Source organism: Campylobacter sp. 7477a (genome assembly GCF_014892335.1).
GTDB classification, from domain to species: domain Bacteria; phylum Campylobacterota; class Campylobacteria; order Campylobacterales; family Campylobacteraceae; genus Campylobacter_A; species Campylobacter_A californiensis.
Map to the genome: position 1 here is coordinate 50522 of NZ_JADBJH010000001.1, position 23557 is coordinate 74078.

At 36.8% G+C, this 23557-nt stretch carries 24 protein-coding genes; 10 read left to right on the forward strand and 14 right to left on the reverse strand.

The window, feature by feature from the left end; genetic code table 11:
* Positions 1-48: 48 nt before the first annotated feature.
* The 13 genes from hypA to CCAL5182_RS00335 form a co-directional block, all read right to left on the reverse strand.
* Positions 49-390, reverse strand: a complete 342-nt coding sequence (gene hypA, locus CCAL5182_RS00275) for a hydrogenase maturation nickel metallochaperone HypA (RefSeq protein ID WP_170000122.1) — start codon at positions 388-390, stop codon at positions 49-51.
* Positions 390-1379: a hydrogenase expression/formation protein HypE gene (hypE, locus tag CCAL5182_RS00280; protein WP_336609955.1), complete on the reverse strand. Its 990-nt coding sequence runs from the start codon at positions 1377-1379 to the stop codon at positions 390-392. Before hypE ends, hypA begins: the two co-directional genes overlap by 1 nt.
* Positions 1376-2467 (reverse strand): hydrogenase formation protein HypD, encoded by a 1092-nt coding sequence (hypD, locus tag CCAL5182_RS00285; protein WP_336609956.1) that lies wholly within the window; start codon positions 2465-2467, stop codon positions 1376-1378. Before hypD ends, hypE begins: the two co-directional genes overlap by 4 nt.
* On the reverse strand, positions 2451-2741 hold the full coding sequence (locus tag CCAL5182_RS00290; RefSeq protein ID WP_336609957.1) for a HypC/HybG/HupF family hydrogenase formation chaperone: 291 nt from the start codon (positions 2739-2741) through the stop codon (positions 2451-2453). The genes hypD and CCAL5182_RS00290 overlap by 17 nt, the downstream gene beginning before the upstream one ends.
* Positions 2741-3553: a hydrogenase nickel incorporation protein HypB gene (gene hypB / locus CCAL5182_RS00295; protein WP_336609958.1), complete on the reverse strand. Its 813-nt coding sequence runs from the start codon at positions 3551-3553 to the stop codon at positions 2741-2743. Before hypB ends, CCAL5182_RS00290 begins: the two co-directional genes overlap by 1 nt.
* Before the next feature lie 215 nt (positions 3554-3768).
* Positions 3769-4182: a nickel-responsive transcriptional regulator NikR gene (gene nikR / locus CCAL5182_RS00300; RefSeq protein WP_169935934.1), complete on the reverse strand. Its 414-nt coding sequence runs from the start codon at positions 4180-4182 to the stop codon at positions 3769-3771.
* Positions 4183-4228: 46 nt separating this feature from the next.
* Positions 4229-6439, reverse strand: a complete 2211-nt coding sequence (gene hypF / locus CCAL5182_RS00305) for a carbamoyltransferase HypF (protein ID WP_336609959.1) — start codon at positions 6437-6439, stop codon at positions 4229-4231.
* 36 nt (positions 6440-6475) lie between these two features.
* Positions 6476-7957: a hypothetical protein gene (locus CCAL5182_RS00310; RefSeq protein WP_336609960.1), complete on the reverse strand. Its 1482-nt coding sequence runs from the start codon at positions 7955-7957 to the stop codon at positions 6476-6478.
* Positions 7917-8471 carry a HyaD/HybD family hydrogenase maturation endopeptidase gene (locus tag CCAL5182_RS00315; RefSeq protein WP_170016049.1) on the reverse strand — a complete coding sequence of 185 codons (555 nt, stop codon included), beginning with the start codon at positions 8469-8471 and terminating at the stop codon, positions 7917-7919. Before CCAL5182_RS00315 ends, CCAL5182_RS00310 begins: the two co-directional genes overlap by 41 nt.
* Before the next feature lie 2 nt (positions 8472-8473).
* Positions 8474-9133 (reverse strand): Ni/Fe-hydrogenase, b-type cytochrome subunit, encoded by a 660-nt coding sequence (cybH, locus tag CCAL5182_RS00320; protein WP_169935942.1) that lies wholly within the window; start codon positions 9131-9133, stop codon positions 8474-8476.
* Between the two features lie 3 nt (positions 9134-9136).
* Entirely contained in the window at positions 9137-10861 is a 1725-nt protein-coding gene (locus tag CCAL5182_RS00325) for a nickel-dependent hydrogenase large subunit (RefSeq protein ID WP_169971735.1), read from the reverse strand.
* Complete coding sequence (locus tag CCAL5182_RS00330) at positions 10854-12008, reverse strand: hydrogenase small subunit (protein WP_336609961.1); 1155 nt, start codon at positions 12006-12008, stop codon at positions 10854-10856. The genes CCAL5182_RS00325 and CCAL5182_RS00330 overlap by 8 nt, the downstream gene beginning before the upstream one ends.
* A gap of 181 nt (positions 12009-12189) precedes the next feature.
* Positions 12190-14763: an ATP-dependent Clp protease ATP-binding subunit gene (locus CCAL5182_RS00335; protein ID WP_336609962.1), complete on the reverse strand. Its 2574-nt coding sequence runs from the start codon at positions 14761-14763 to the stop codon at positions 12190-12192.
* Between the two features lie 219 nt (positions 14764-14982).
* Here CCAL5182_RS00335 and CCAL5182_RS00340 point away from each other — a divergent pair, with 219 nt between their 5' ends.
* From CCAL5182_RS00340 to CCAL5182_RS00380, 9 genes are read left to right on the forward strand one after another with little or no spacing between them, the layout of a single operon-like run.
* Positions 14983-16266, forward strand: coding sequence for a S41 family peptidase (locus tag CCAL5182_RS00340; protein ID WP_194238992.1), 1284 nt, complete (start codon positions 14983-14985; stop codon positions 16264-16266).
* Between the two features lie 17 nt (positions 16267-16283).
* Positions 16284-16994: a phosphoribosylaminoimidazolesuccinocarboxamide synthase gene (gene purC / locus CCAL5182_RS00345; protein ID WP_169935950.1), complete on the forward strand. Its 711-nt coding sequence runs from the start codon at positions 16284-16286 to the stop codon at positions 16992-16994.
* Between the two features lie 8 nt (positions 16995-17002).
* On the forward strand, positions 17003-17239 hold the full coding sequence (purS, locus tag CCAL5182_RS00350) for a phosphoribosylformylglycinamidine synthase subunit PurS (protein ID WP_169935952.1): 237 nt from the start codon (positions 17003-17005) through the stop codon (positions 17237-17239).
* Positions 17236-17901, forward strand: coding sequence for a phosphoribosylformylglycinamidine synthase I (purQ, locus tag CCAL5182_RS00355; RefSeq protein ID WP_169935954.1), 666 nt, complete (start codon positions 17236-17238; stop codon positions 17899-17901). Before purS ends, purQ begins: the two co-directional genes overlap by 4 nt.
* On the forward strand, positions 17895-19196 hold the full coding sequence (locus tag CCAL5182_RS00360; RefSeq protein WP_336609963.1) for an SH3 domain-containing protein: 1302 nt from the start codon (positions 17895-17897) through the stop codon (positions 19194-19196). The genes purQ and CCAL5182_RS00360 overlap by 7 nt, the downstream gene beginning before the upstream one ends.
* A complete protein-coding gene (locus CCAL5182_RS00365; protein WP_336609964.1) occupies positions 19177-19863 on the forward strand; it encodes a lysophospholipid acyltransferase family protein in 687 nt (228 codons plus the stop codon). Before CCAL5182_RS00360 ends, CCAL5182_RS00365 begins: the two co-directional genes overlap by 20 nt.
* Positions 19856-20215, forward strand: a complete 360-nt coding sequence (locus tag CCAL5182_RS00370; protein ID WP_169935960.1) for a fluoride efflux transporter FluC — start codon at positions 19856-19858, stop codon at positions 20213-20215. The genes CCAL5182_RS00365 and CCAL5182_RS00370 overlap by 8 nt, the downstream gene beginning before the upstream one ends.
* Positions 20216-21478 (forward strand): Y-family DNA polymerase, encoded by a 1263-nt coding sequence (locus tag CCAL5182_RS00375; RefSeq protein ID WP_336609965.1) that lies wholly within the window; start codon positions 20216-20218, stop codon positions 21476-21478. It begins immediately after the preceding gene.
* Complete coding sequence (locus CCAL5182_RS00380) at positions 21459-21776, forward strand: YolD-like family protein (protein ID WP_236860494.1); 318 nt, start codon at positions 21459-21461, stop codon at positions 21774-21776. Before CCAL5182_RS00375 ends, CCAL5182_RS00380 begins: the two co-directional genes overlap by 20 nt.
* A 212-nt stretch (positions 21777-21988) precedes the next feature.
* On the opposite strand, the gene CCAL5182_RS00385 is transcribed toward CCAL5182_RS00380, so the two are convergent.
* On the reverse strand, positions 21989-22681 hold the full coding sequence (locus tag CCAL5182_RS00385; RefSeq protein ID WP_336609966.1) for a hypothetical protein: 693 nt from the start codon (positions 22679-22681) through the stop codon (positions 21989-21991).
* 56 nt (positions 22682-22737) lie between these two features.
* On the opposite strand from CCAL5182_RS00385, the gene CCAL5182_RS00390 reads away from it, so the two are divergent.
* Positions 22738-23544: a tyrosine-type recombinase/integrase gene (locus CCAL5182_RS00390; RefSeq protein ID WP_336609967.1), complete on the forward strand. Its 807-nt coding sequence runs from the start codon at positions 22738-22740 to the stop codon at positions 23542-23544.
* Positions 23545-23557 lie beyond the last annotated feature (13 nt).

A 23557-nucleotide genomic window follows, 5' to 3' on the forward strand; every position in this document is an offset into this window, starting at 1 on the left:
TTGTTAAGTGTAGTTTAATTTTAAGAATAATACATAAAATTTTATGTATTATTCCATTTTTAGTTGCATGAGCATCATGTCTTCGCCGTCTATAACATCAAGCTCGTTTGAGCCGCAATTTGGGCATAAAAATTCATTTTTATCAAGCTCATTTTCCTTGTTGCAGCTTTTGCATTTTATGATTATATTTTGCAAATTTATAGTAAGCTTGGCGCTATCACATATACTTCCTGCTTTGCAAACATCAAACGCACTTTGTAGATAATGTGGCTCAACTCCGCTTAAACGCCCTATTTTGATGATGATTTCATTAACTTTTTTTGCACCGTTTTTTTTGGCATTTTGCTCGCAAAGAGTGAGTAAATTTTGAGCGATACTTAGTTCGTGCATTAACAGATCCTTGGCAAAAGCTCGCCTTTTGGAGGCTCTAAAAACCTACGTGATTTATAAGCGTTTTCTATAATAACCCTTGAGTTTTTACTATCTAAAATTTCACCTATCTCACTTGCATTTTGGTCAAATTCTTTTAAAATTTTAAGCGCCAAAGGTGCGTCTTCTTCGCTTACGGCAAGGACAAAAGTCCCTTCGTTTGCAAGCTCGTAAGGTTCAAATCCAAATAACTCGCATATCCCCGTAACTTCATCGCTTACTTTTATCTTTTCTTCAAAAACCAAGATGTCAAGGTTGCCAAATTTCGACCACTCGTTTAAAACTGCGCTCAAGCCGCCTCTTGTGGCATCCCTCATGCAAAGCGGTTTTATGCCGTTTTTTACAAGCTCCAAAACAACACTGTTTAAACTTTTGCAATCACTTTTTAACGCAGAACTTAGCTCAAATTCTTCTCTGCTTGCAAGTATAACGCCACCATGTCTTCCGATATCTCCCGATAACAAAACTTTAGCCTTTGGACGCAAGCTTTTAAGCTCTACATTGTCGCAGATTATTTCGCCGATCCCTGATGTGTTGATAAAAATTTTATCACACTTTCCTCTTGGCACAACCTTTGTATCCCCGCAAACAACCTTTACACCGTCATTTTTACAAATTTCTGCTAGCGAGGTTAAAATTTGCTTTAGCTCATCTATCTCAAGCCCCTCTTCGATGATTAACGAGCAACTTAGATACTTTGCTTTAGCTCCAACCATCGCAAGGTCATTTATGGTGCCGCAAGCTGCGATCTTGCCGATGTCTCCACCGTTAAAAAATATAGGAGTGACCACAAAACTATCGGTGCTAAAGGCACATTTTGAGTTTAAATTTAAGATAGCCGAGTCGTTACTTTGTGATAAAATTTCATTATCAAAAATTTTAAAAATAGTTTCATTTATAAGCGAGTTCATCTCCTCGCCACCACCACCGTGGCTAAGCATTATCTTCATGAAATCCTCTTTGCGTATTTAAAATATGCCGCACAAGCACCCTCGCTTGAAACCATGCAAGAGCCTATTGGATTTTGCGGAGTGCACGCTTTTGCAAAGACTTTGCATTCAAACGGTTTTGCTTGCCCACGTAAAATTTTACCGCATATGCAGGCCTTACTCTCGCCTTTGCTTTCTACATTACAGTCAAATTTCTGCCTTGCATCAAGGTGTGCATACTCATCTCGTAGTCTCATACCACTATCTTTTATCACGCCAAGTCCTCGCCACTCAAAGTCACATGGGATAAAGTATTTTGCGATTAGCTCTTTTGCTTTTAAATTTCCGTCTTTGCTAACGACACGTTCGTATTCGTTATAGACCTCATGAGTGCCTAAATTTTGCTGTCTTACTAAATTTAAGACACTAGCCATGATATCAAGTGGCTCAAATCCGCTAATAGCAATCGGTCTTGCAAACTCCTCGCTAAGCTCTTTATAAATTTCACTTCCAGTTATAACACTTACGTGGCTAGGTCCTAAAAATGCATCTATATTGACATTTTCATCTTGCATGATAGCTCGAACCGGAGCGGGAACTGTGACGTGATTTATATGAAAGTATAAATTTTTAATACCCTGCTCTATAGTCTTTTCAACCAGATTTGCGCTCATTGGAGTTGTGGTTTCAAAACCTATTGCAAAAAATATTACATTTTTATCAGGGTTTTGTTTGGCGATTTTAAGAGCGTCAAGCGGTGTGTAAAGCGCGCGTATATCATGCCCTTGAGCTCTTAACTTTTGCAAGCTTGTATATGAGCCTGGCACCCTAAGCATATCGGCTAAGGTGCAAAACACCACACCCTCAAGCGCTGCTAATTTACAGGCTTCGTCTATGCGCGAGCGTGGCATAACACAAACCGGGCAACCCGGACCGTGGATAAAATTTATATTTTTGCCAACTAGATCAGGCAAGGCAAATTTCATAATAGAGTGCGTATGTCCACCGCAAATTTCCATGATATTTAGCGGTTTTTTACTCTCTTTTTTTATTAACGAACTAAGAGTTAGGATAAGTTCCTTATCGCGAAAATCATTTATCAGATCCATCAAAATCCCTTAGTCCCATGTCGCCGTCATAGCTGTCTATCACGCCGTTTTTCATGTCTTTGGCTATTTGTTTATAAATTTGTATACTTTCTTGCGCGATCTTTGTGTCTATCTTTTCCATTGCGTATCCGACATGGATTAGGACGTATTCACCCGGGCTTACCGGCTCTGCGATTAGATCAAGACTAACTCTTCTTTGAACGCCAAGCGTCTCAACTAGTGCTACATTATCGCTATCTATCTCGATAACTTTTGATGGTATAGAAAGGCACATTATCTCATCTCTTTTTTAAATTTTAGATACTCAACCCACTTTTGGACACCTTCGCCTGTTTTGCTATCTATCTCGATAATGTCGATTTTGGGATTAAGTTTTCTTGCGTCTTTTTTTACCCTTTCTATATCAAAGTCAAAATAAGGAAGAAGTGAAATTTTACTTATCAAAAGCACATCTGCCGCGCGAAACATTACAGGGTACTTACTTACTTTATCGTCGCCTTCAGGCACTGATATAAGCACTGCGTTAAAATGCGAGCCTACATCATAACTAGCAGGGCAGACTAAATTTCCGACATTTTCTATAAACACCATATCAAGCTCATTTAAAGGCAGATGATGAAGTCCTTCATGTACCATAAAAGCGTCCAAATGGCATGTTTGACCGGTGGTTATCTGGTGAGCCTTACCGCCTGCAAGCACTACACGATCCGCATCTTGGTTAGTTTCTAAGTCGCCCTCGACTACGCCGATTTTGATGTTTGAATTTTTTATAGTAGCTTCTAAAAGAGTGGTTTTACCAGCCCCTGGTGAACTCATTAAATTTACGCATAAAATTTTATGCTCGTCAAGATGAGCTCTATTGTGCTCTGCCTCGGCATCATTTGCCGATAAAATTTTTTCTATAACATCTATCGTTTTGCTTTCATTTAACACCGGATGTGCATGCGAATGCTCGTGTTCGTGGGCTTTTTTGTCAGTATGAGATAAAATTCCGTCATGAGAATGCGAGTGAGTATGTTTTGTACCGTCCGTATGAGTATGTTCGTGTGAGTGACCAGGCAGCGAGCAACCGCAATCTTTACACATTTTTAGCTCCTTAAATATTAATTTTATAAGTTTAACTCTTTGATTATTAGATAAAGCTTAAATTTAAATTTTAAATTTTTAGAAGAAAAAATGTAGTAAAATTTATAAAATTTTAACTTGACTGTAAATTTTAGAAGCATAAAATTTCATAAATTTAAATACTAAAATAACCTACCACTATAAATTTATATTTTAATTAAAAATATTAAGTGTTATCAGGTGTGCGGAACGGCTGCTTTTGTAAGTTCGGCAAATTTAACACCTTTTAGTCCTGATATCCTATCGCTAAAACGCTTTATTTTATCAGCTTCACCGCGTAAAACAAGCGTCTCAAGACAGTTGTGATGATCTATATGAATGTGTGTTGTGCAGACGATTTTTATATCAGCATCATGTTCAAGCTCTAACATCTTAACAACAAGCTCATTTTGATGATGTGTGTAAATGACTGTTAAAACACCTACAAGTTCGCCACTTGAAGTCTCCCAACTATCTTTTACCATCTTTTCTCTTATGAGATCTCGTGTCAGTTCGCTTCTTGAAGCATATCCTTGCTCTGCGATCTTTTTGTCAAGTTCGTCCAGAAGCGATTTAGGTAAAGAAACGCTAAATCTAATTATCTCATCCATGTTAGCCCCCTTAACTTAAACTTATATTATTATAAAACTTTAAAGCTTAAATTTTAGATAAAAGATAATAAATTTGACCCAAAGCTATATTTGTATCGTTATCACAAAATTTAGAACAGTGATAAAAATTTATATTTTTATCTTTTAAATTCCTAATCACACGTGATAAAAGTGTCGAATTTTGAAACACTCCTCCAGAAAGCAAGACATCTTTTTTGCCTTCTTTAGATACTTGAGTTACTAGATCTGCGATAGCATTAATAAAGCCAGTAACTGCGTGCTTTGCGTCATCTTTTAGAGCCGATTTAAAGGCATTTTTAAAATTTATAACACCATTTTTTATCTCAAATTTATAAGAATAATCCAAACTTTCATCATAAAATTTATCAAGTTCCATACCGCTTTGGGCCTCGTAACTTATGCTTTCTAAACCCAATATAACGCTTGCAAATGCGTCAAACACGCGGCCTAAAGAGCTAGTGTGTATATTGGTAACATTATGTGCTGTTTTTAGCGCCAAAAGTCTTTTTGCGTCAAATTTTGATAAAAATTCTCTCGCTTCATCTTCAAGATCATATTTTAATATGATAGAGTAAGCGATTTGATAGATGTTTTTTATGCTGTTTTCGCCACCTATTAGTTTAAATTCATCAAAACAATAAAGCCTCTTATAGCCGTTTTGATCTATTTTTAATACCTCTCCACCCCAAATTTTACCATCCTCACCATATCCTGTGCCATCAAAACAAAAGCCGATGTATTCGCCATCTTTTGGTAAATTATGCTCAAACATAACAGCTAAAAGATGTGCATAATGATGCTGGATGGCACTTAAAGTAAATCCCTGCTCTTTAGCCCATTTTGTATTTAAAAAATGCGGGTGAAGGTCGCAAATCACGTGATCAAATTTAAGCTCGTAGGTTTTAACAAAAAGGTTTAAAACATTTAAAAATCTATCAAAAGTAGCTACATTTTTAAGATCTCCAATGTATGGGCTTATCATAATTTGCCCGTTATGATAGATGGCAAATTGATTTTTGAGTTCGGCACCAAGGGCTAAAAATGCCCCTTTTTTGTTGAAATTTGAATGAAAAAAGTATGGATTAAGCCCGCGCGAAGTGCGTGTAAAATTTATCTCCTCTTGCACCGTAAAAGCGATACTATCGTCACTGGGAGAGTAAATTTGTCTATCGTGGTCAAGATAAAAATCAATAACATCGCCAAGCTTATAAAGTAGCTCTGCTTCGTTATATATCACCGGCTCACCGGAGATATTTGCGCTAGTTGCCACGATATTTGTATCAAGGTATTCAAAAAGCGCTAAATGGATACCGCTAAATGCTAGCATAATGCCAAGACGGTTTAAATTTGGCGCGATACTTGGCGCTAAAGTACTGTTTGGCTTTGCTTTTAAAAGCACGATCGGCTTTAAATTTGAAGTTAAAAGCTCCTCTTCCTTGCTTGAAATTTCAGCCAGCTCTTTAACGTTTTGCAAATTTTTACACATTATAGCAAACGGCTTATGTGGGCGATGTTTGCGAAGTCTAAGCGCATTTATCGCATTTTGATTATGCGCGTCGCAAACTAGATGAAAGCCGCCAAGTCCTTTTATGGCTAAAATTTTACCATCTTTTATAAGCTGCGTGGCTTGTTTTATCGAGTCTTCGTTTTGGGTTAAAATTTTACCGACTTTATCTTTTAACATAAACTTAGGACCGCATTTTGGACATGAGATGGGCTGTGCGTGATAGCGACGATCGAGTGGATTTTTATACTCACTCTCGCAACTTTCACACATCTTAAATTCATTCATGGTTGTGTTTATACGATCATATGGCAGGGATTTTATGATAGAAAATCTCGGACCGCAATTCGTGCAGTTTATAAATGGATATAGATAGCGAGGATTTGACCGATCATAAAACTCTCGTTCGCACTCTTTGCAAATAGCAAAATCAGGTAGTATGGCAGCTGCTTTTTGGGCTGATCTAGAAGCAATGATGTTTAGCTCGTCAAAGACTTTATCGCCTTTAAATTTCCTTAGCTCATCTATCCTAGCAAGCGGAACTAGCTCAGCAAATAGTGCCTTTTCAAATGATAATAGCGCCTTTTCTTTTCCATAAAGGCTTAGCTTTACACCTTCGTCGTCATTGTAAATTTCACCCTTTAGTCCATACCTGATCGCTAGTGAATACACAAATGGTCTAAAACCAACACCCTGAACTAAACCTGAAATTTCAAAATTATAATTTATCATTTGAAATTTATAACAAAAATTTAATAAATTCGGGCTTTACAGTGATATTTTAATGCCCAAACTGCTAAAATCAAGCTTAAAATTTGGCTCAAATTCGCGCTTAAATGTTTTTAATACAGCTTCTTCTTTAAATAAATCTCCGCTAAATTTCACGGTTTTTATATCAAATTCATCCGCTTTTTCAAGCATGAAATTTGCTAAAAAGCCAGCCAGTGAACTTACCACACCATAGCTTATGTTGCCCTCTTGCGCTCCGGCTAGCATAAAACTCATGGTGCTTCTTATAAATTTAGCCACATCAAAAACACCGTCTTTAACCTTACAATCTATCAAAACGCCTCTATTTGCACCAAAGTTAAAGGCGTTTAATAGCAGCCTTTCTCCTGCTTGTTTTAAATTTGGACTAAAATTTAACACCTTTGCACTCATGTAAAACAGTGAGTAAAAATTTGCATTTAGGTTTAAATTTTCGCTTGGTAAAACATAAGTTTTTGCAAAATTTTCAAGCAACCTTTCTCCGCCATCAAGCCCTTTTATCTCCTTAAAAATTTCGTCAAAACTTATAAAATTTGGTATAAAAAGTAGCGGTATCTTATCATTTTTACGCACTAAAAATATACCGTCGGCACTATTTTTGTTTAAATTTAACTCAAAATAATAACTCTCTAGCTCTTCTTTTGAACTGCTATCGTAAACCAAGCTTTCTTTATCAAAAAGGCAAAATTTCAAAATAGAATTTTTGCCTAAATTTCTAACTCCGATAAAATTTATCTTATCATTATAAAGTTTATCGCAAAGAGCAAAGATAAAAAAATCCTGTGGTAATTTAACATTTGCCGTAGTTTGAATTTGAGGGTGTTTTTGCTTAAAAAGCGCATTTGTTTTTAGTCTTAACATCGGCTTTTCAAAGCTAGCAAGTGCCGTTATCTCACGCTCATTAAAAGCAAAGATATTTAAAAGCGCTTTTGAATTAGTTGGCATGATAAAGTCAAATTTATCAAAGCTATGTAGGATCTCTACTTCAAATTCACTAGAGCTGCTCTTAAATTTCACTACCTCTCCATCTTTTATCTTTTTAGCGCACTGCCCTAAAAGGAGGTTAAAATTTTCTTCGCAAATTTTTTGATCAAGTACAGAAATTTTACTTAAAACACCAAATTCATTTTTGCAAATTTGTCCGTTTTGTTTAAAATTTAGCTCTTGAAGCGGGGTTAGAGCTGGCAAATCACACTCCAAGTGCACATCTTTATCGCTTTTGTCATTTGGCATGCTTGCTTCATAAACTCTACAGCCTTTTATAAAAAGCGAACTTGGTAAATTTATGCAAAGTTTGTCACTAAATTTAGAAAGTTCACTCTCGTTTGCACTAATAAAAAGCGTAAGTCCTTCGCTATCTTTTACTACTTTATGAGGTAAATTTTTAGCCGTTTGTCTTAGGATGATCTCAAGCCAAACAAGCTCTTTTATCCATAAAAATTCAAAAGCTAGAACCATAAAAACCTTTCTTCTTATACTCATTTGCTATATCTTGTATGCTAAGATTATCTATCTTTTCATACTCAAATCCGCATTTTAAAAGATAGTTTAAAAGTGCGTTTAAAGCGACATTTGCGCCATTTATCAGTTGGCTTGAGAGTTCAAAACTCATGGGCTCTATCCGCTTTGGGATAAGTCCTAAAATTTTAACCTCAGGTCTATCACCTAAAATGTCCATATATGCTAATGTTTGCTTCATCTCGACTTCATGTGCAGATCCGTCAAAATTTATAAATTCAGGGATATTTTCATAGTCAAAGAAGTAAATTTCACCTACTTTTGAGTCGTTAGCCTCTATACAATCAACCATCACTATACTATCAAATTCCGAAATAACGGGAGTTAGCGCCATGGCTAACGTCCCGCCGTCTATAAATTCAAGCAAATGCTCCTTGCTTGTAAAGCGGTAGTTTCTCTCTATCCACTTTATAAAATGCACTCCAAAGCCCTCATCGCCAAACATAACGTTTCCGATACCAAGAAGCAGAAATTTCATCTTTATTCTTTTACGAATTTATATCCGCTAACTATCGCATCCATGGCTCCGTTTTTGCCTTTAACGGCATTAAATACAGCCATATAGACGTGAATGGGCACAAATATCATGATAACCCACATACAAATTCGATGTATCGTTCTAACATTTGCCAAACCACCCATCATCTCCTCAAGCCATCTAGCAATGTCATATATAGCGCCACCAAGTCCTTCGTGATAAACGTGAGCGTAAAGCACAAGGCCACTAACGCATATAAGAGCCAAAACAACATAAAAGAAAAAATAAGACGCAAACTGAAGCGGGTTGTAAACACCTTTTAGATGAGGATGTTTGCCTAAAAACAGATAGTATTTGATCTGCGAGAACCAAATTTTTGGATTTAAAAAGTCAAAAACACTTCTTAACTCCTTTCTACTATGTTTGTCAAATATAAATAGATAAACTTTAAATATAAAGCACGCTATCAAAATAAACCCAGCAACCTGATGGGCGGCTCTCCATTTTGCGTTTAAAAACAACGTAGGTTCTGCCGAAATTTCAGGCGCTATAAATACATAAGAGATGTAAAACCCGCTAAAAATCAAAAACGCTATCGCAATAGCTCTAATCCAATGCGTAAGTCTAACTCCTATGCTAAATTCATACTCTGCTTTTCTCATGGCTTATCCTTTTAGATTTGCATCTATCTTATACTCGCCAAGTTTTGCCCCCTTTGTGTCCATCACATGAACGGCACAAGCTATACAAGGGTCGTATGAGTGAATTTTACGCACGATCTCAAGTGGCTGTGTAACATCGGCTATCTTTAAACCGATCAAACACGCCTCATACGATCCCATTTGACCTTTGGCATCTTTTGGAGAGGCGTTCCATGTGCTAGGAACTACAGCTTGCCAGTTGGTTATGACGCCATCTTTTATGCGACACCAGTGACTTAGCGTTCCGCGTGGCACATGACCCATGTATCTGCCTTTATACTCTTTGTTTTTGTCTATAGAGTATTTAGCACATGTCTCACGGTCGGTTTTTAAATTTTCTATGAGGTTATTAAAGGCCGTAATAGTGTTATCGGTTATGATTTTAGCTTCAAGCATCCTTGTTGCAGTTCTACCAAGTGTTGATAAAACAGCACTTAAAGGAAGTCCCGTGTCTTTTAAAAATTTATCCACCACAGGCACTACGTATTTGTTTCCTTTTGCGTAATTAACTACGATATTTGCCAAAGGACCTACTTGCAGAGATTCTCCGCCGTATCTAGGCGCTTTTATCCAGCTATATTTACCTTTTGTGTTAAATAATTTAGAATGAACCATCCTACCGTCTTCGCCAATACTTTCACCATCAATTAAACCTGTGTATTTTGGATCGGTTTTGCCATCATACGGATGAAGTGCTTTGTCATCTTCATACCAAGCATGTGTGGCTTCTTCAGTTATAAGGCTCTCATCAACATCATAAACCTTGCTTAGATCGCCGTTTTTAATGATACCACTTTCAAACAACCACTCGTTTGCGCCTATTTGAAATTCTTTAAATGTGTAAAGATTTGCTACACCGATATCATTTAGCACGCTAGGCTCGTTCGCATAGGCTTTTGCCGCCATAACTAAGTCCGGATAGTAAGCACGATTAACAAATTCCTGGATCTCTTTTAGTTTTGTTAGATATTCGCCTAGTCTTGCGGGGCTTTCGATATCCATAACGCAAGTTACACCGCCTACGGTTAAGCTTTGCGGATGTGGGTTTTTACCGCCAAATATCGCCATAAGTTGCGCTGCGGTGCGTTGAATTCTTAAGCATTCAAGATAGTGCGAAAGAGCTATTAAATTTTCTTCAGGACTTAGTTTGTAAGTGCTATGTCCAAAATACGCATTTGCAAATGGTCCAAGGTTACCTTTAGCTGCAAATTCCCCTACTCTTTTTTGAACTTCTTTAAGCTTATCCTCCCCGCACGCATACGGTAGGTCTGTAAATTTAAACGCAACTTCGCTTGCTTTTTTAGGATCAGCGCTAAGAGCTGATATAACATCAACCCAGTCAAGCCCATGCAAGTGATAAAAATGAACGATATGGTCATGCACAAAAAGCGCTGCATTCATAAGAGTTCTTGTTAGTTGGGCATTTAAAGGAGGCGTTATACTAAGTGCGTTTTCAACCGCGATAATACCTGCTTTATAGTGAGAATACGTGCAAACGCCACAAATTCTTTGAGTAAAAAACCCAACGTCTCTGGGATCACGTCCTTTTACTATCTGCTCTATACCACGCCAAAGTGTCGATCCAGAATACGCCTCTTTCACGACGTTATTATCATCAACAACAACCTCTACGCGCAAGTGCCCCTCTATCCTAGTTATAGGATCTATGACAATCTTTCTTTTACTCATCGTTATCTCCTTTTTTCATAGCGGCTATTGCTGCGTGCGCTGCTATGCCAACGGCTGTTAGAGCTAAAATTCCAACTCCGATTTTATCGCTTACGGCGTCAGACCCAATACCAAACGGAGTGTTGTATAATCTATCTGCCATTGGCTCTTCAAACGGCCCCATAGTATCCCAAAAGTCAGGCTCACTGCAACCTATACAGCCATGTCCTGCCTGGATAGGCCATGATGTATGAGAGTTAAAGCGCTCGCGTGAACAGTTATTAAAAGTATATGGTCCTTTACAACCTACCTTGTATAGACAAAAGCCCTGTTTAGCACCTTCGTCACCAAAGCTTTGCACAAACTCGCCGGCATCAAAGTGTCCGCGTCTTTCACAAAGGTCATGAATTCTAAGTCCATAAGCCCATTTTGGTCTGTTGTAAACATCAAGAGCAGGAAGAGTGCCAAATAATATAAAATGAAGCAGTGTTCCTACGATATTTTTCTCGCTTGGAGGACAGCCGGGGACGTTTATAACTTGTTTTGAAGTGATAACGCTTAGCGCTTTTGAGTTGCTTGGATTTGGATGTGCGGCTTGAATTCCTCCAAAACTAGAGCAAGTTCCTATACTAAATATAGCCGCCGCATTTTCACAGGCATTTTGAGCTATCTGCTTACCCGTATGACCTTCGGCGCCTATCGTTAGATAGTATTCGGTAGCTCCGGTTGGGATAGCACCCTCCACCATCAAAATATAGCGGTTTTTATACTTTTTAATGGCATCGTGCAAATTTCTTTCAGCTTGATGACCTGCCGCGACCATTAGGGTTTCATGATACTCAAGGCTAATATAGTCAAAAATAAGACTATCTATAGTTGGAGTATCACTCCTAAGAAGGCTTTCTGAGCAACCCGTGCACTCGGCCATATGAAGCCAAATCACGGGCAGTCTATCACTAAGCTCGGCAGCTTTTGCAATACTTGGCGCAAAACTTGAAGGAAGTGCCATAAATGCGCTCATCGCACCTGCCCACTTCATGAAATCACGCCTAGAAAAACCTTTTTCTTTTAAACGTTTAGCAATAGAACCTTCTTGATTGATTCTTGGAATTTTAGAAAGTTCGAGCAATCTTTTGTTAATCCTTACAAGGACGTCATTCTCGGTCATTTTTACTCCTTTTATATAATGAGATAAAACTAACTGTGAAATATTACACATAGTTTTACTAAAAGGTTATTAAAAATTTTATTAGAGATAATATTTAAGAGAGGATTTATTAATATTTATTTTATGTTAATATTATTTTTTAGCATATTGTAAAGGGCTGCCGCAACAGCCCTAAAATTCACTATTTCTTGGTAATTAAAATTTCATTTGCATTTGCTGAAATTTCTATCTCATCGCCACTTTCAAGCTCGTCTTTGAGTATCATTTCGGCAACATTATCTTCAACAAGCTCATACAGTGCGCGTCTTAGCGGTCTAGCGCCATAAACCGGGTCAAAACCGGCACTTGCGATAAATTTAGCCGCACTTATATCCAGATTTGCTTTTATATCGCGCTCGCCAAGTCTGTTTTGAAATTCTTTAAACATGATTTGCACGATACTTACAAGCCCATCTTCAGTTAGCGGATTAAAAATTATCATATCATCCAGGCGATTTAAAAATTCAGGCTTAAAGTAGTTTTTAAGCTCGTTTTTAACGGCTTTTTCTCGCTCTTCTCCCTCAAGATCAATGATAAAATTTGAAGCGATATTTGAGGTTAGGATAATGATAGTATTTTTAAAATCCACCGTAACACCTTTGTTATCGGTTGCTCGCCCATCGTCTAATATACCAAGCAAGATATTAAACACATCTTTATGAGCCTTTTCTATCTCATCAAACAAGATCACGCTATAAGGACGACGTCTAACCGCTTCTGTTAGTTGTCCGCCCTCGTCGTATCCGACATATCCGGGAGGTGCGCCAAGTAGCCTTGAGACGCTATGCTTTTCCATGTATTCGCTCATATCAAAACGTATAAGCGCCTTTTCATCGTCGAACAAAAATTTAGCAAGTGCCTTTGCCGACTGCGTTTTACCAACTCCCGTAGGACCTAAAAACAAGAACGACCCAATAGGCCTTGAACCTTCATTTAGCCCTGCTTTGTTACGTTTTATGGCACGTGAAAGCGCGTGCAAGGCAGCGTCTTGACCTATAACGCTTTTTTGCAAATGCTCTTCTATTTGTAGATATTTTTGTTTTTCGCTAGCTAGCATTTTTGAAACAGCTATGCCTGTCCATTTGCTCAAAATTCCAGCAACAAGCTCTTCGTCTACTTGATTTTTAAGAAGCACGCCCTCTTTTTTCATGCTTTCCCATTTGCTTTCAAGCTCTTTTTGCTTGTTTGTTTCCTCTAAAATTTTGCCGTATTCTATCTCGGCTGCTTTTTGAAATTCTCCGTTTCGTCTTGCGATCTCGGCTTCATTTTTTAGACTATCGATCTGTTTTTTAGCATTTGAAATTCCGTTAAACACAGCCTTTTCATTTTCAAATTTTATATCTAAACTTTGTTTTTGCTCGTTTAAATTTGCGATCTCTTTTTCTATCTGCTCCAAACGAGCCGAATTTTTAGCCTCATCTTCCATTTTTAATGCTTCTTTTTCAACGGCAAGAGTTGAAATTTCACGCTTTACATGTGCTAACTCGTATGGTTCGCTTTCTATTTGCATTTTTAGCTCAGCCGCCGCTTCATCTATAAGGTCGATGGCTTTATCAGGCAAAAATCGGTTTGATATATAGCGATCGCTCAACTTTGCAGCTGCCACAAGCGCACTGTCAGTTATAGTTACACTATGATGGACTTCAAGTCTAGCTTTTATACCTCTTAAAATTTGCAAGGCCTCATTTACACTTGGCTCTTTTACGTCGATAGGCTGAAAACGACGTTGTAACGCCGCATCTTTTTCAAAATACTTACGATACTCTTTTAGCGTAGTTGCACCAACTGCGTGAAGTTCACCACGCGCTAAAGCCGGTTTTAGGATATTTGCCGCATCCATACTACCCTCGCTTGCACCAGCTCCTACGATGGTGTGAATTTCATCGATAAAAAGTATGATGTTTTCAGCCTTTTTAACCTCTTCTATAACGGCTTTTAATCTATCTTCAAATTCGCCGCGGTATTTTGCACCGGCGATTAACGCACTCATATCAAGAGCTATCACGCGTTTGTTTTGCAAACTTACAGGCACGTCTTTAGCGACTATCTTTTGAGCTAAGCCCTCAACTATTGCCGTTTTACCAACACCCGGCTCACCAAGTAAGATAGGGTTGTTTTTGCTTTTTCTTATTAAAATTTGCATCATCCTTGTTATTTCTTCATCACGACCGATAACCGGATCAAGTGCGCCCTCAAGAGCTTTCTTGCAAAGATCAACCCCGTATTTTTCTAAACTATCAAGTGTTTCGTCACTAGTTTGGGTATCTATCTTGCGACCTGCACGAATGGCTTCTAAATTTTTCTTTATCTCTAAAATATCGCAAAATTTAGACAAAATTCCTTTGATCGGTTCAACGTCTAAATTTGCCATTATCCACGTATCTACTGCCACAAAGCTATCTCCAAGGCTAGTCATAAGCCCTTTTGCACTCTCAAGAGAGTTTATCATATCACGTGAAATTTGGATATTTTCACGGCTTACGTTTGAGCTTGTAGGCAATGATGAAATAATGCTTTTTATCTCAAGCTCCACGGCTTCTTTTGAGATAGACATTTTGTTAAAAACTTGGTTTAAGATCGAACCACTATCCGTAACCAATCCCCAAAAAAGATGCAGTGGCACAACCTGTGAATTTTTAGAATGTATAGCTAAAGACGCGGCACTTTCTAAAGCGCTTGTCATTTGTGCTGTCAAATTCTCTGTTATATTAGACATTCTTGGCTCCTTAATTTTATATTGGTTGTATTATATAACTTTAGTCTATTATTGTCAAGGTATTTTTATAAATTTAGCAGATAAAATATACGAGTGACAATATTTCCCTTTTTTATAATGCGTAGGAATTTTGAATTCATGCGACGATATTGCTAAAATTTAGCCATTTTTTAGGCAAAACCTACTAAAATTCCCAGTATTTAAATTCTAGGAGAAAAATTGAATAAAAAATTCATCTCACTTTTACTTTCTTCAGCACTTTTAGCAACTTCACTGACGGCTAAAAGCGATGATGATGCAAGTATTAGGATCGAAGCGCTTTCAAAACTAACAAAAACTATATCCACCGTTGAAAAATACTATGTTGATGATATAAAATTTAAAGAACTTATCGATAAAACCATAAGCGGTCTTATGCAAAATTTAGATGCACATTCGGGCTTTTTAAATGAAAAAGCTTTTAAGGATATGCAAGTCCAAACAAACGGCGAATTTGGCGGACTTGGCATAACTGTTGGTATAAAAGATAGCGCACTAACCGTTATCTCTCCTATCGAAGATACTCCGGCAGATAGAGCCGGTATAAAAGCAGGAGATATAATCCTGCGAATAGACGGCAATGCAACCATTGGAACAACGATAGATGAAGCCGTAAATAAAATGCGCGGTAAACCAAAAACTCCAATAACCATAACAATCGTAAGAAAAGGCGAGCAAAAGCCATTTGACGTAAAAATCATACGCGACATAATAAAAGTAGAGTCCGTATATGCTCGCATGATAGAAAAAGAAAACATCTTATATCTTAGGATAACAAATTTCGACAAAAACGTAGTCAGTAAAGCAAGCGAATTTCTTAAGAAATACCCTAAAGTAGACGGGGTTATAATGGATCTAAGAAATAATCCTGGCGGACTACTAAATCAAGCTGTCGGGCTAGTAGATCTTTTTGTAGATAAAGGCATCATAGTATCTCAAAAAGGTCGCGATAGTAATGAAAATGCCGAGTATAAAGCAAGCTCTAGTGCCACGCTAAGCAGACTTCCTTTGGCCATTTTAGTAAACGGCGGTAGCGCAAGTGCTAGCGAGATAGTTAGTGGTGCGTTTCAAGATCACAAACGTGGTGTAGTAGTAGGAGAGAATACCTTTGGTAAGGGCAGCGTTCAAGTCATACTACCTATCGACGACACTGAAGCTCTTAGACTTACTATCGCTCGATATTATCTTCCAAGTGGCAGGACTATACAAGCAGTCGGTGTTACGCCTGATATAGTAGTCTATCCAGGTAAAGTACCGCAAAGCGAAAATAGTGCATTTGCAATAAAAGAAAGTGAGCTAAAAGCGCATTTACAAAGTGAATTAGATAAAATAGACGCAAGTGCCGAAGCAAATAAAACAGAAGCAAAAGATGATAAAACGATAATTTCTCAGAAAAAAATTGATGAAGATTTACAGTTAAAAACAGCCATTGACGTAGTAAAAGTTTTAAAAATAAAACAATAATTTTCAAGGAGTAGTGTATGGAAAAGAGAGAGTTGATTTACGAAGGTAAAGGCAAAAAGATGTATGCAACCGATGACGCAAATTTGCTCATCGCTGAATTTAAAGACGATTTGACCGCATTTAATGCTCAAAAAAGAGGTAAAGAAGACGGTAAAGGCGCCTTAAATAATAAAATAAGCACACAACTTTTTAAAATTTTAAAAGAAAAAGGCATAGCGACTCACCTTGTTGAAACACTTAGCGACACAGAGCAGCTTGTTAAAAAATGTGAAATAGTTCCTCTAGAAGTTGTTGTTAGAAATATAGCAACCGGCTCTCTTTCAAAACGCCTTGGACTAAAAGAAGGCATGGTTTTACCGTTTACATTAGTTGAATTTTATTATAAAAATGACGAACTAAACGATCCTATCGTAACTGACGAACATTGTCTTGTTATGGGTCTTGTAAAAAGCGAAAAAGATCTTGAGACATTACGCCATATCGCTCGCGAAATAAACTCTATACTATTTAAATTCTTTGAAGCAAAAGGCTTAAAACTTGTTGACTTTAAGGTAGAATTTGGTATCGATAAAGACGGTAATATACTACTGGCTGATGAAATAAGCCCTGATAGCTGCCGCTTTTGGGATGCACAAACAAACGAAAAACTTGACAAAGATAGATTTAGACAAGGTATCGGCGAAGTAAAAGTCGCTTATGAAGAAGTTTTAAGAAGAATTTTATCGTAAGGCTAAAAATGAAAGCAGTTATAAATATAGCACTAAAAAACGGGGTCTTAGACCCTGCCGGCAAGGCAACAGAACATGCTCTTAGCTCACTAGGTTTTGCAAATGTATCTAATGTACGTATCGGAAAACAAGTTGTTTTAGATATAGACGCAACAGATAAAGAAGAGGCAAAAAAACAACTTAAAACAATGTGTGAAGAGCTACTAGCAAATACCGTAATCGAAGATTTTGAGATAGTGCTATGAAAGTAGCGGTAGTTTTATTTCCCGGTTCAAATTGCGAAGTAGATACAAAATACGCATTTGATCTTCTAGGCTGTGATACGCAGATCGTATGGCATAAAGAGGATAAAATCGACGCTGATTTGATTGTTTTACCCGGTGGTTTTAGCTATGGAGATTACTTAAGAACAGCAGCCATCGCTAAATTTTCTCCTGCTATGAAAGCAGTCGTAGAACACGCTAAAAAAGGCGGCTACGTGCTTGGAATCTGCAATGGATTTCAGATGTTGCTCGAGCTTGGATTATTGCCAGGCGCTATGAGACGCAACGAAAGCATGAGTTTTATATCAAAATACCAACCACTAAAAGTTGTAGCAAATTCAAATAAATTTCTATCAAATTTAGAAGTTGGAGAGATAGTAAATATCCCTGTTGCACACGGCGAAGGTAATTATTTTACAGATGATAAAACCCTAAAAGAGATGTATCAAAACGAACAGGTGTTGCTAAAGTATTGTGACGAAAAAGGCAATGACGTTAATATCAACGGCTCTATCGATAGTATAGCAGGTATTTGCGACAAGAGTAAAAAGATCTTCGGCCTTATGCCGCATCCTGAGCGCGCTTGTGAAAAAATACTTAACTCAGACGATGGTCTAAAAATGCTAAAAGGACTAGTTTGGTAAAATTTTTTTCAATTTTACTACTTGTTTTAAACATAAATGCGGCTCAAAGGAGTGAGCCTAGCATTTTTGATATGATGGATGGCGACAGAGAAAAGACTATCCAAAGCACACCCAAAGAAGATGTGCCCTCGGCTACACCGCAACCACCTATTTCAAATCCTGACATAAGTCAAAAATTAGTCTCACCACAGCCAGAGCGCATAACCCCGGAACAAATGCGTAATATCATACCCACAAACGAACCAGATATTAGCATACCCGACTCTCAAATTTACGATAGCGTAAAAGCAAAAGACGTCATACTTAAAGCCGTAAATATGCCTAAAAATGCCATTATTGGCGAAATTTTTAGTGTTGACATATTGGCTGATACTCAAAGTGACTTCGACTTTGAATTTACTACAACAGTCGATGAGACTAATATAAAATGGTTAAATTCCAAAAATTTAAAATGGACAAAAACAGATAATGGCGTATATACAACTACGCTTCATATGATAGCAAAAAGTATCGAAGCAAAAAGTCTTCGCGTAAGTCTTAATCTTAAAAGAAATAACCAAGATTACCAAAATGCAAATATAAACATCTTTCTTCCAAGACTTAAAGAGCTAAGGTCTGATGAAAATTTCAACCACATAGTCGCAGACAGCCTGGAAGTAAAGAAATTTAAAACTACTAAATTTGATGATATAAACAATATCATGGTTGTTGAAATAGTAGGTAGAAATATCGACATAAGCGCCTTTGATATACAAAACAAAACCATTTTAAAGCAAGGCGTAGATACTATAGTTGGAGACTTTGGGCTTCAAAGTGCATATTATTTTGCCGTATTTAAACCTAACAAAAAAAGTCTTGACTTCAACTACTATAACTTAAGTAGAAATAAATTCGAGAGCTTTTCTTTGCCTGTTAGTGTTGAGGATGACGATGTAAGCACTCAGATCGGGCTTAATCCAAAACAAAGCGAATTTAGCGCCTATAAAGATATTGCTATTTATTCGTTTGCCGGGATATTTTTCCTTCTTGCCCTTTTAAGAAGAAGATTTAGTTATTTTTTCGTTGCGGCCATCTTTGTAGCGCTTGGAATTTACACTTACAACCCTTTTGGCAAAGCAACACTAAAACCAAACGTAAGCGTGAGTATCTTGCCTACGCAAAACTCAACTATATTCTACACTTCGCTTGCTCAAGAAAATGTTGAAATTTTAGGAGATAAAGATGACTACCGTAAAATTTTATTTAACGACGGAAAGATAGGCTGGGTAAAAAAAGATGATCTTTTCAAGAATTAAAGCTTTTTTTTATCTACTTCAATTCCTGCTTAGCGTTTCAGTTGTTGTGTTTTTAATGTGGGTATTTAACGAAAGTAACCGTGCTATCAGACGAGCTTGGGCGAAATTGCAAAGAATTTGCGGACTTTATAGCTTAGAACTCGAAGGCGAATTTAGCGACGAAGCAAATATCTTACTTATAAACCATAAAAGCATGCTAGACATTATCGTTTTAGAAGAGCTTCATCCCAAAAACCTCTGCTGGATAGCAAAAGCTCAAATCGGTAAAATACCGATAATCGGTAAAATTTTAAGCCTGCCAAAGATGATAGCCGTGGAACGCGAGAGCAAACACTCCCTTATAAAGCTGCTAAAAGATGCAGAAGATAGAGTAAAAAATGGTCGTGTTTTGGCGATATTTCCAGAAGGCACAAGGTCGTATTCGGGCAAGTTACTACCATTTAAAGGCGGCGCAAAGATAATAACCGAAAAGCTAAATTTAAAAGTCCAACCTATCGTAATAATAGGCACAGATATCCTAAATGTTAAAAAATTTAGCTTTAAAAACGGCAACATAAAAGTTATCTGTCTAGACACCATTGACACAAGCGACAAAGAGTGGCTTGAAAATACACGCTCAAAAATGCAAGCCGTACTTGATAAAGAGCGTGCAAATTTAAATGCTTAACTTAATCCTTGTTGGCTTTGGAGGTTTTTTCGGGGCTATTTTTAGATATGGTCTGGATATTTTGATAAATAAAATTTTTATCACATCCTTTCCATTATCTATACTCTTTCTAAATTCACTAGGCAGCTTTTTTATAGGTGTTTTATTTAGCCTAAAATTTGATCCCAGCTTAAAACTCTTTTTGATAACAGGTCTACTTGGTGGATTTACTACATTTTCTACTTTTAGCTATCAAACCGTTACGCTTTTTTCAAAAGATCCGATACTGGCTTTTGCAAATATATTTCTAAGTGTTTTTATGTGTATAACCTTTTGTTATCTTGGGGTTTTAGTAAGCAAAAATTTCATCTAAATGAAAACATATATCGTAATAGACCTAAAGTCATTTTACGCATCCGTAGAGTGCGTGGAGCTTGGACTTGATCCATTTAAGACAAATTTAGTAGTTGCGGACACAAGCAGAGGCGATGGCACGGTATGTCTTGCGGTTACTCCATATATGAAGGCTCAAGGCGTCAAAAATAGATGTCGCCTATACGAGATACCAAAAAATATCAAATACACAACCGTTGCCCCTCGCATGCAGTATTACATAGACTATGCGGCAAAAATTTATGGTATTTATCTAAAATACATCGCAAAAGAGGACATTTATGTCTACTCCATAGATGAAGCCTTTATGGATATTAGCGAGTATATTAAATTTTACTCTCTTGATGCAAGATCGCTAGCTAAAATGATAATGGAAGATATCTTCAAAACAACCGGCATAACAGCTGCTTGTGGGATCGGTACAAATTTATACCTAGCAAAGATCGCACTTGATATGCTTGCAAAGCATAGTGATGACAATATAGCGTTTTTAGATGAAAATTTATACAAAGAAAAGCTTTGGACACATAGGCCTCTTAGCGACTTTTGGCGCATAGGCAAACAAACAGAAGCAAAGCTAAACCGATATGGAATTTTTTGCATGAAAGACATGTCAATGGTTCCTTTAAATTTACTTGAAAAGATATTTGGCATAGACGCCTATATAGCTCTTGATCATGCAAATGGTATCGAGCCGACAACTATCGCTGACATAAAAGCATACAAGCCAAGCACAAGGTCTTTTTATAGCTCTGAAATTTTACCGCGTGATTATGAGTATTATGAAGCTTTAACTGTTATAAAAGAGATGAGCGATAGACTAAGCTTAAAGATGTTGGCGCAAAATGTCAAAGCCAGCGGAATTAGCATAGTGATAAAATTTGCCGATAAAAATCTTGGACACGAACGCGCTACGATAAGCTACCATACTCCTACAAATATCGCCAGCAAGATCATACAAAGCGTTGAGGATCTATATCTAAATAAAATCAAAAATTTAGGACTTATCAGGCAAATTAGCATAAGCACAAACAATATCAAAAAAGATACTCAAGTAGAAAAAAGTCTTTTTGACGAGCAAGACGATAAAGAAAAAACTGCCTTAAAAGCCATAAATGCCATCAAGGATAAATTTGGCAAAAATGCCATCTTAAGAGCGATAGATCTTATGCCAGAAGCAACAGGGCGAGATAGAAACGAAAAAATCGGAGGGCATAAAAGCGGTGTCAAAGATAAAAAATGATAGAGCAAAAATTTTTAGCTCCTTTAATCCTCTGTCAACGCTAAGTAAAGCGCTTAGGGAACAAGAGAGACAAGCTAGTCAAAAGCTTGAAATAGACGAGGCAAAAGCCTATGAAAACTTAGAAATTTTAAGCACCTTAAAGCCTGGAGATAACATATCTCTTACCTACCATGACGGTTTTGACTGCATTCATTTAAGCGGACTTACTACACAGATAAATTTAAAACTACAAAAGATAAACATCGCAAAAACCGAGATAAATTTTAACGATATATACGATATAACTAAAAATAGTTAATAACATTGACATTACCACAGTCAATTTTAAAAATATTTTTAGCACATTACGATATAATTTAATACACGAATTCCAGTAATGTTAAATAGAACGTCTTTATCCCTAAATTAGGCATTCTAATACACTTTAGAAACTCTATAGAGTATATTAGAATTTTTAACTTTTGGCAACATTTTGTCACCAAAGACAACAAGGGGATTGCTCCCCTTGTTTTATAATCCTGTAGCAGTAGCTAACGGGACATGACTTGCAAAGTATTCAGCAGGTGTCACAAGTGGCACACTCGCTACCATGGCTAAGTCTTTAGTAAATATAGAACCCTCAAATGGGTCACTTATATTAAATCCAGGGAGCATAAACATAGACATTAAGCCTAATGCAGCTCTTGTAGGACTTTGTTTTACTAGTTGTGCTAGAGGTCTTTGTAATCTCGTATAGTATTTAGTAAACATAGCTAAACCATAATCATTAAGCATCTTTATACCTGCTGACGTAGGTAAGTTATAGTCTATGAACTGGTCTCTTATTCTATTCAAGTTCTCTTCTTCAGAGAGCTTCAAGTTATCTCTATTGTGTACATACATAGCATATCTAGCTATGAAGTCTCCATACTGAGTAGCTTTAAACAAAAGTTTATTTAGTCTTGTTCTTTCAGAAACAAGAACTATATCAAGACCTGTTTGTATAAATCCAGGTAACTTAGCTCTACCCTTCTCATAATACTCATCTGCTTTATCGAACTTAAGCTCATCAAGGTTTAAGTCCTCATTAATAACATCGAACAATCCAGCCTTCATTAACGGAGCTATAGGACTCTCTTTTAGTTTAGATTTTATATTCTCTAACTCGCCTTCGTTTATCTTTCTCCCACTCTTACGTAAAGCTTCTAGCTCTAGTTTTCTCATAGTTAAAGTTCTATACTCGTTTAGAGCAGTAGCACCTATTAAGCGAGCTATTAGATATGGTTTTAGAAAATACTAAGGCCTATAAAAAACCTTCTACAGTAGATACAACTTCAACTCTTTTAAAAACGCCGAAAAAATATGTTATAGATAAAAATATAACAAAATATACAGTAAAAGATATTGAAGATGTAGCATATAAAATGTATAGTAAAGGACTTGCTTCAGGAAGTATAAAAAATTTATTAGGAGCTATAAAAAGAGCTTTTGATATAGGCATAAAACTAGGTATTATAGGTTTTAATCCTGTTTTTAATATAAAAATTCCTACTAGAAAAATCCGCAGTAAATGTGTTTATACTAAAGAGCAAATAAAAATATTATTAGACAATTCTTGTGGTGAATTAAGGACTTATCTATACGTAGCTATATATACAGGAGCTAGGCCCGGGGAAATACTTGCTTTAACTAAAGAGGATATTCAAGGAGATTATATAAGTATATCTAAAACTCTTATTAATGGTACTAAGACGCTACAGACTCCTAAAAACGGGTGTTCTAGATTAGTATTTATTCCTGAGTGTTTAAGACAGGAGTTAAAGGACTTTAAAGCTTTTACCATAAAGTATACAACTCTACTATACAAATTTAAAAAATTATGCATGTCTTTAGAAGTCCCCTATTCTGGTCTTCATAGTTTAAGGCATAGCTATGCTAGTATTTTGCTTAATAACAAGGTAAATCCTATGATTATAAAAGAAGCCTTAGGACATAAAGATTTATCTATGATAAATACAGTTTATGGGCATTTTCTAGGATACCGAGAGCAAGATAAAGAAGCTATAAAAAGTAGTCTCGATTTTTAGTTTTGGCAATGTA

What these genes read in the sequence shown, in the direction of transcription:
- hypD (WP_336609956.1), bottom strand. Translation starts at nt 2,467, where the DNA reads ATGGATCTGATAAATGATTTTCGCGATAAGGAACTTATCCTAACTCTT.
- CCAL5182_RS00335 (WP_336609962.1), bottom strand. Translation starts at nt 14,763, where the DNA reads ATGTCTAATATAACAGAGAATTTGACAGCACAAATGACAAGCGCTTTA.
- hypB (WP_336609958.1), bottom strand. Translation starts at nt 3,553, where the DNA reads ATGTGTAAAGATTGCGGTTGCTCGCTGCCTGGTCACTCACACGAACAT.
- nikR (WP_169935934.1), bottom strand. Translation starts at nt 4,182, where the DNA reads ATGGATGAGATAATTAGATTTAGCGTTTCTTTACCTAAATCGCTTCTG.
- CCAL5182_RS00290 (WP_336609957.1), bottom strand. Translation starts at nt 2,741, where the DNA reads ATGTGCCTTTCTATACCATCAAAAGTTATCGAGATAGATAGCGATAAT.
- CCAL5182_RS00315 (WP_170016049.1), bottom strand. Translation starts at nt 8,471, where the DNA reads ATGAAATTTCTGCTTCTTGGTATCGGAAACGTTATGTTTGGCGATGAG.
- purQ (WP_169935954.1), top strand. Translation starts at nt 17,236, where the DNA reads ATGAAAGTAGCGGTAGTTTTATTTCCCGGTTCAAATTGCGAAGTAGAT.
- cybH (WP_169935942.1), bottom strand. Translation starts at nt 9,133, where the DNA reads ATGAGAAAAGCAGAGTATGAATTTAGCATAGGAGTTAGACTTACGCAT.
- purC (WP_169935950.1), top strand. Translation starts at nt 16,284, where the DNA reads ATGGAAAAGAGAGAGTTGATTTACGAAGGTAAAGGCAAAAAGATGTAT.
- CCAL5182_RS00390 (WP_336609967.1), top strand. Translation starts at nt 22,738, where the DNA reads ATGGTTTTAGAAAATACTAAGGCCTATAAAAAACCTTCTACAGTAGAT.
- CCAL5182_RS00370 (WP_169935960.1), top strand. Translation starts at nt 19,856, where the DNA reads ATGCTTAACTTAATCCTTGTTGGCTTTGGAGGTTTTTTCGGGGCTATT.
- CCAL5182_RS00375 (WP_336609965.1), top strand. Translation starts at nt 20,216, where the DNA reads ATGAAAACATATATCGTAATAGACCTAAAGTCATTTTACGCATCCGTA.
- hypF (WP_336609959.1), bottom strand. Translation starts at nt 6,439, where the DNA reads ATGATAAATTATAATTTTGAAATTTCAGGTTTAGTTCAGGGTGTTGGT.
- hypA (WP_170000122.1), bottom strand. Translation starts at nt 390, where the DNA reads ATGCACGAACTAAGTATCGCTCAAAATTTACTCACTCTTTGCGAGCAA.
- CCAL5182_RS00385 (WP_336609966.1), bottom strand. Translation starts at nt 22,681, where the DNA reads ATGAGAAAACTAGAGCTAGAAGCTTTACGTAAGAGTGGGAGAAAGATA.
- CCAL5182_RS00365 (WP_336609964.1), top strand. Translation starts at nt 19,177, where the DNA reads ATGATCTTTTCAAGAATTAAAGCTTTTTTTTATCTACTTCAATTCCTG.
- purS (WP_169935952.1), top strand. Translation starts at nt 17,003, where the DNA reads ATGAAAGCAGTTATAAATATAGCACTAAAAAACGGGGTCTTAGACCCT.
- CCAL5182_RS00310 (WP_336609960.1), bottom strand. Translation starts at nt 7,957, where the DNA reads ATGAGTATAAGAAGAAAGGTTTTTATGGTTCTAGCTTTTGAATTTTTA.
- hypE (WP_336609955.1), bottom strand. Translation starts at nt 1,379, where the DNA reads ATGAAGATAATGCTTAGCCACGGTGGTGGTGGCGAGGAGATGAACTCG.
- CCAL5182_RS00325 (WP_169971735.1), bottom strand. Translation starts at nt 10,861, where the DNA reads ATGAGTAAAAGAAAGATTGTCATAGATCCTATAACTAGGATAGAGGGG.
- CCAL5182_RS00330 (WP_336609961.1), bottom strand. Translation starts at nt 12,008, where the DNA reads ATGACCGAGAATGACGTCCTTGTAAGGATTAACAAAAGATTGCTCGAA.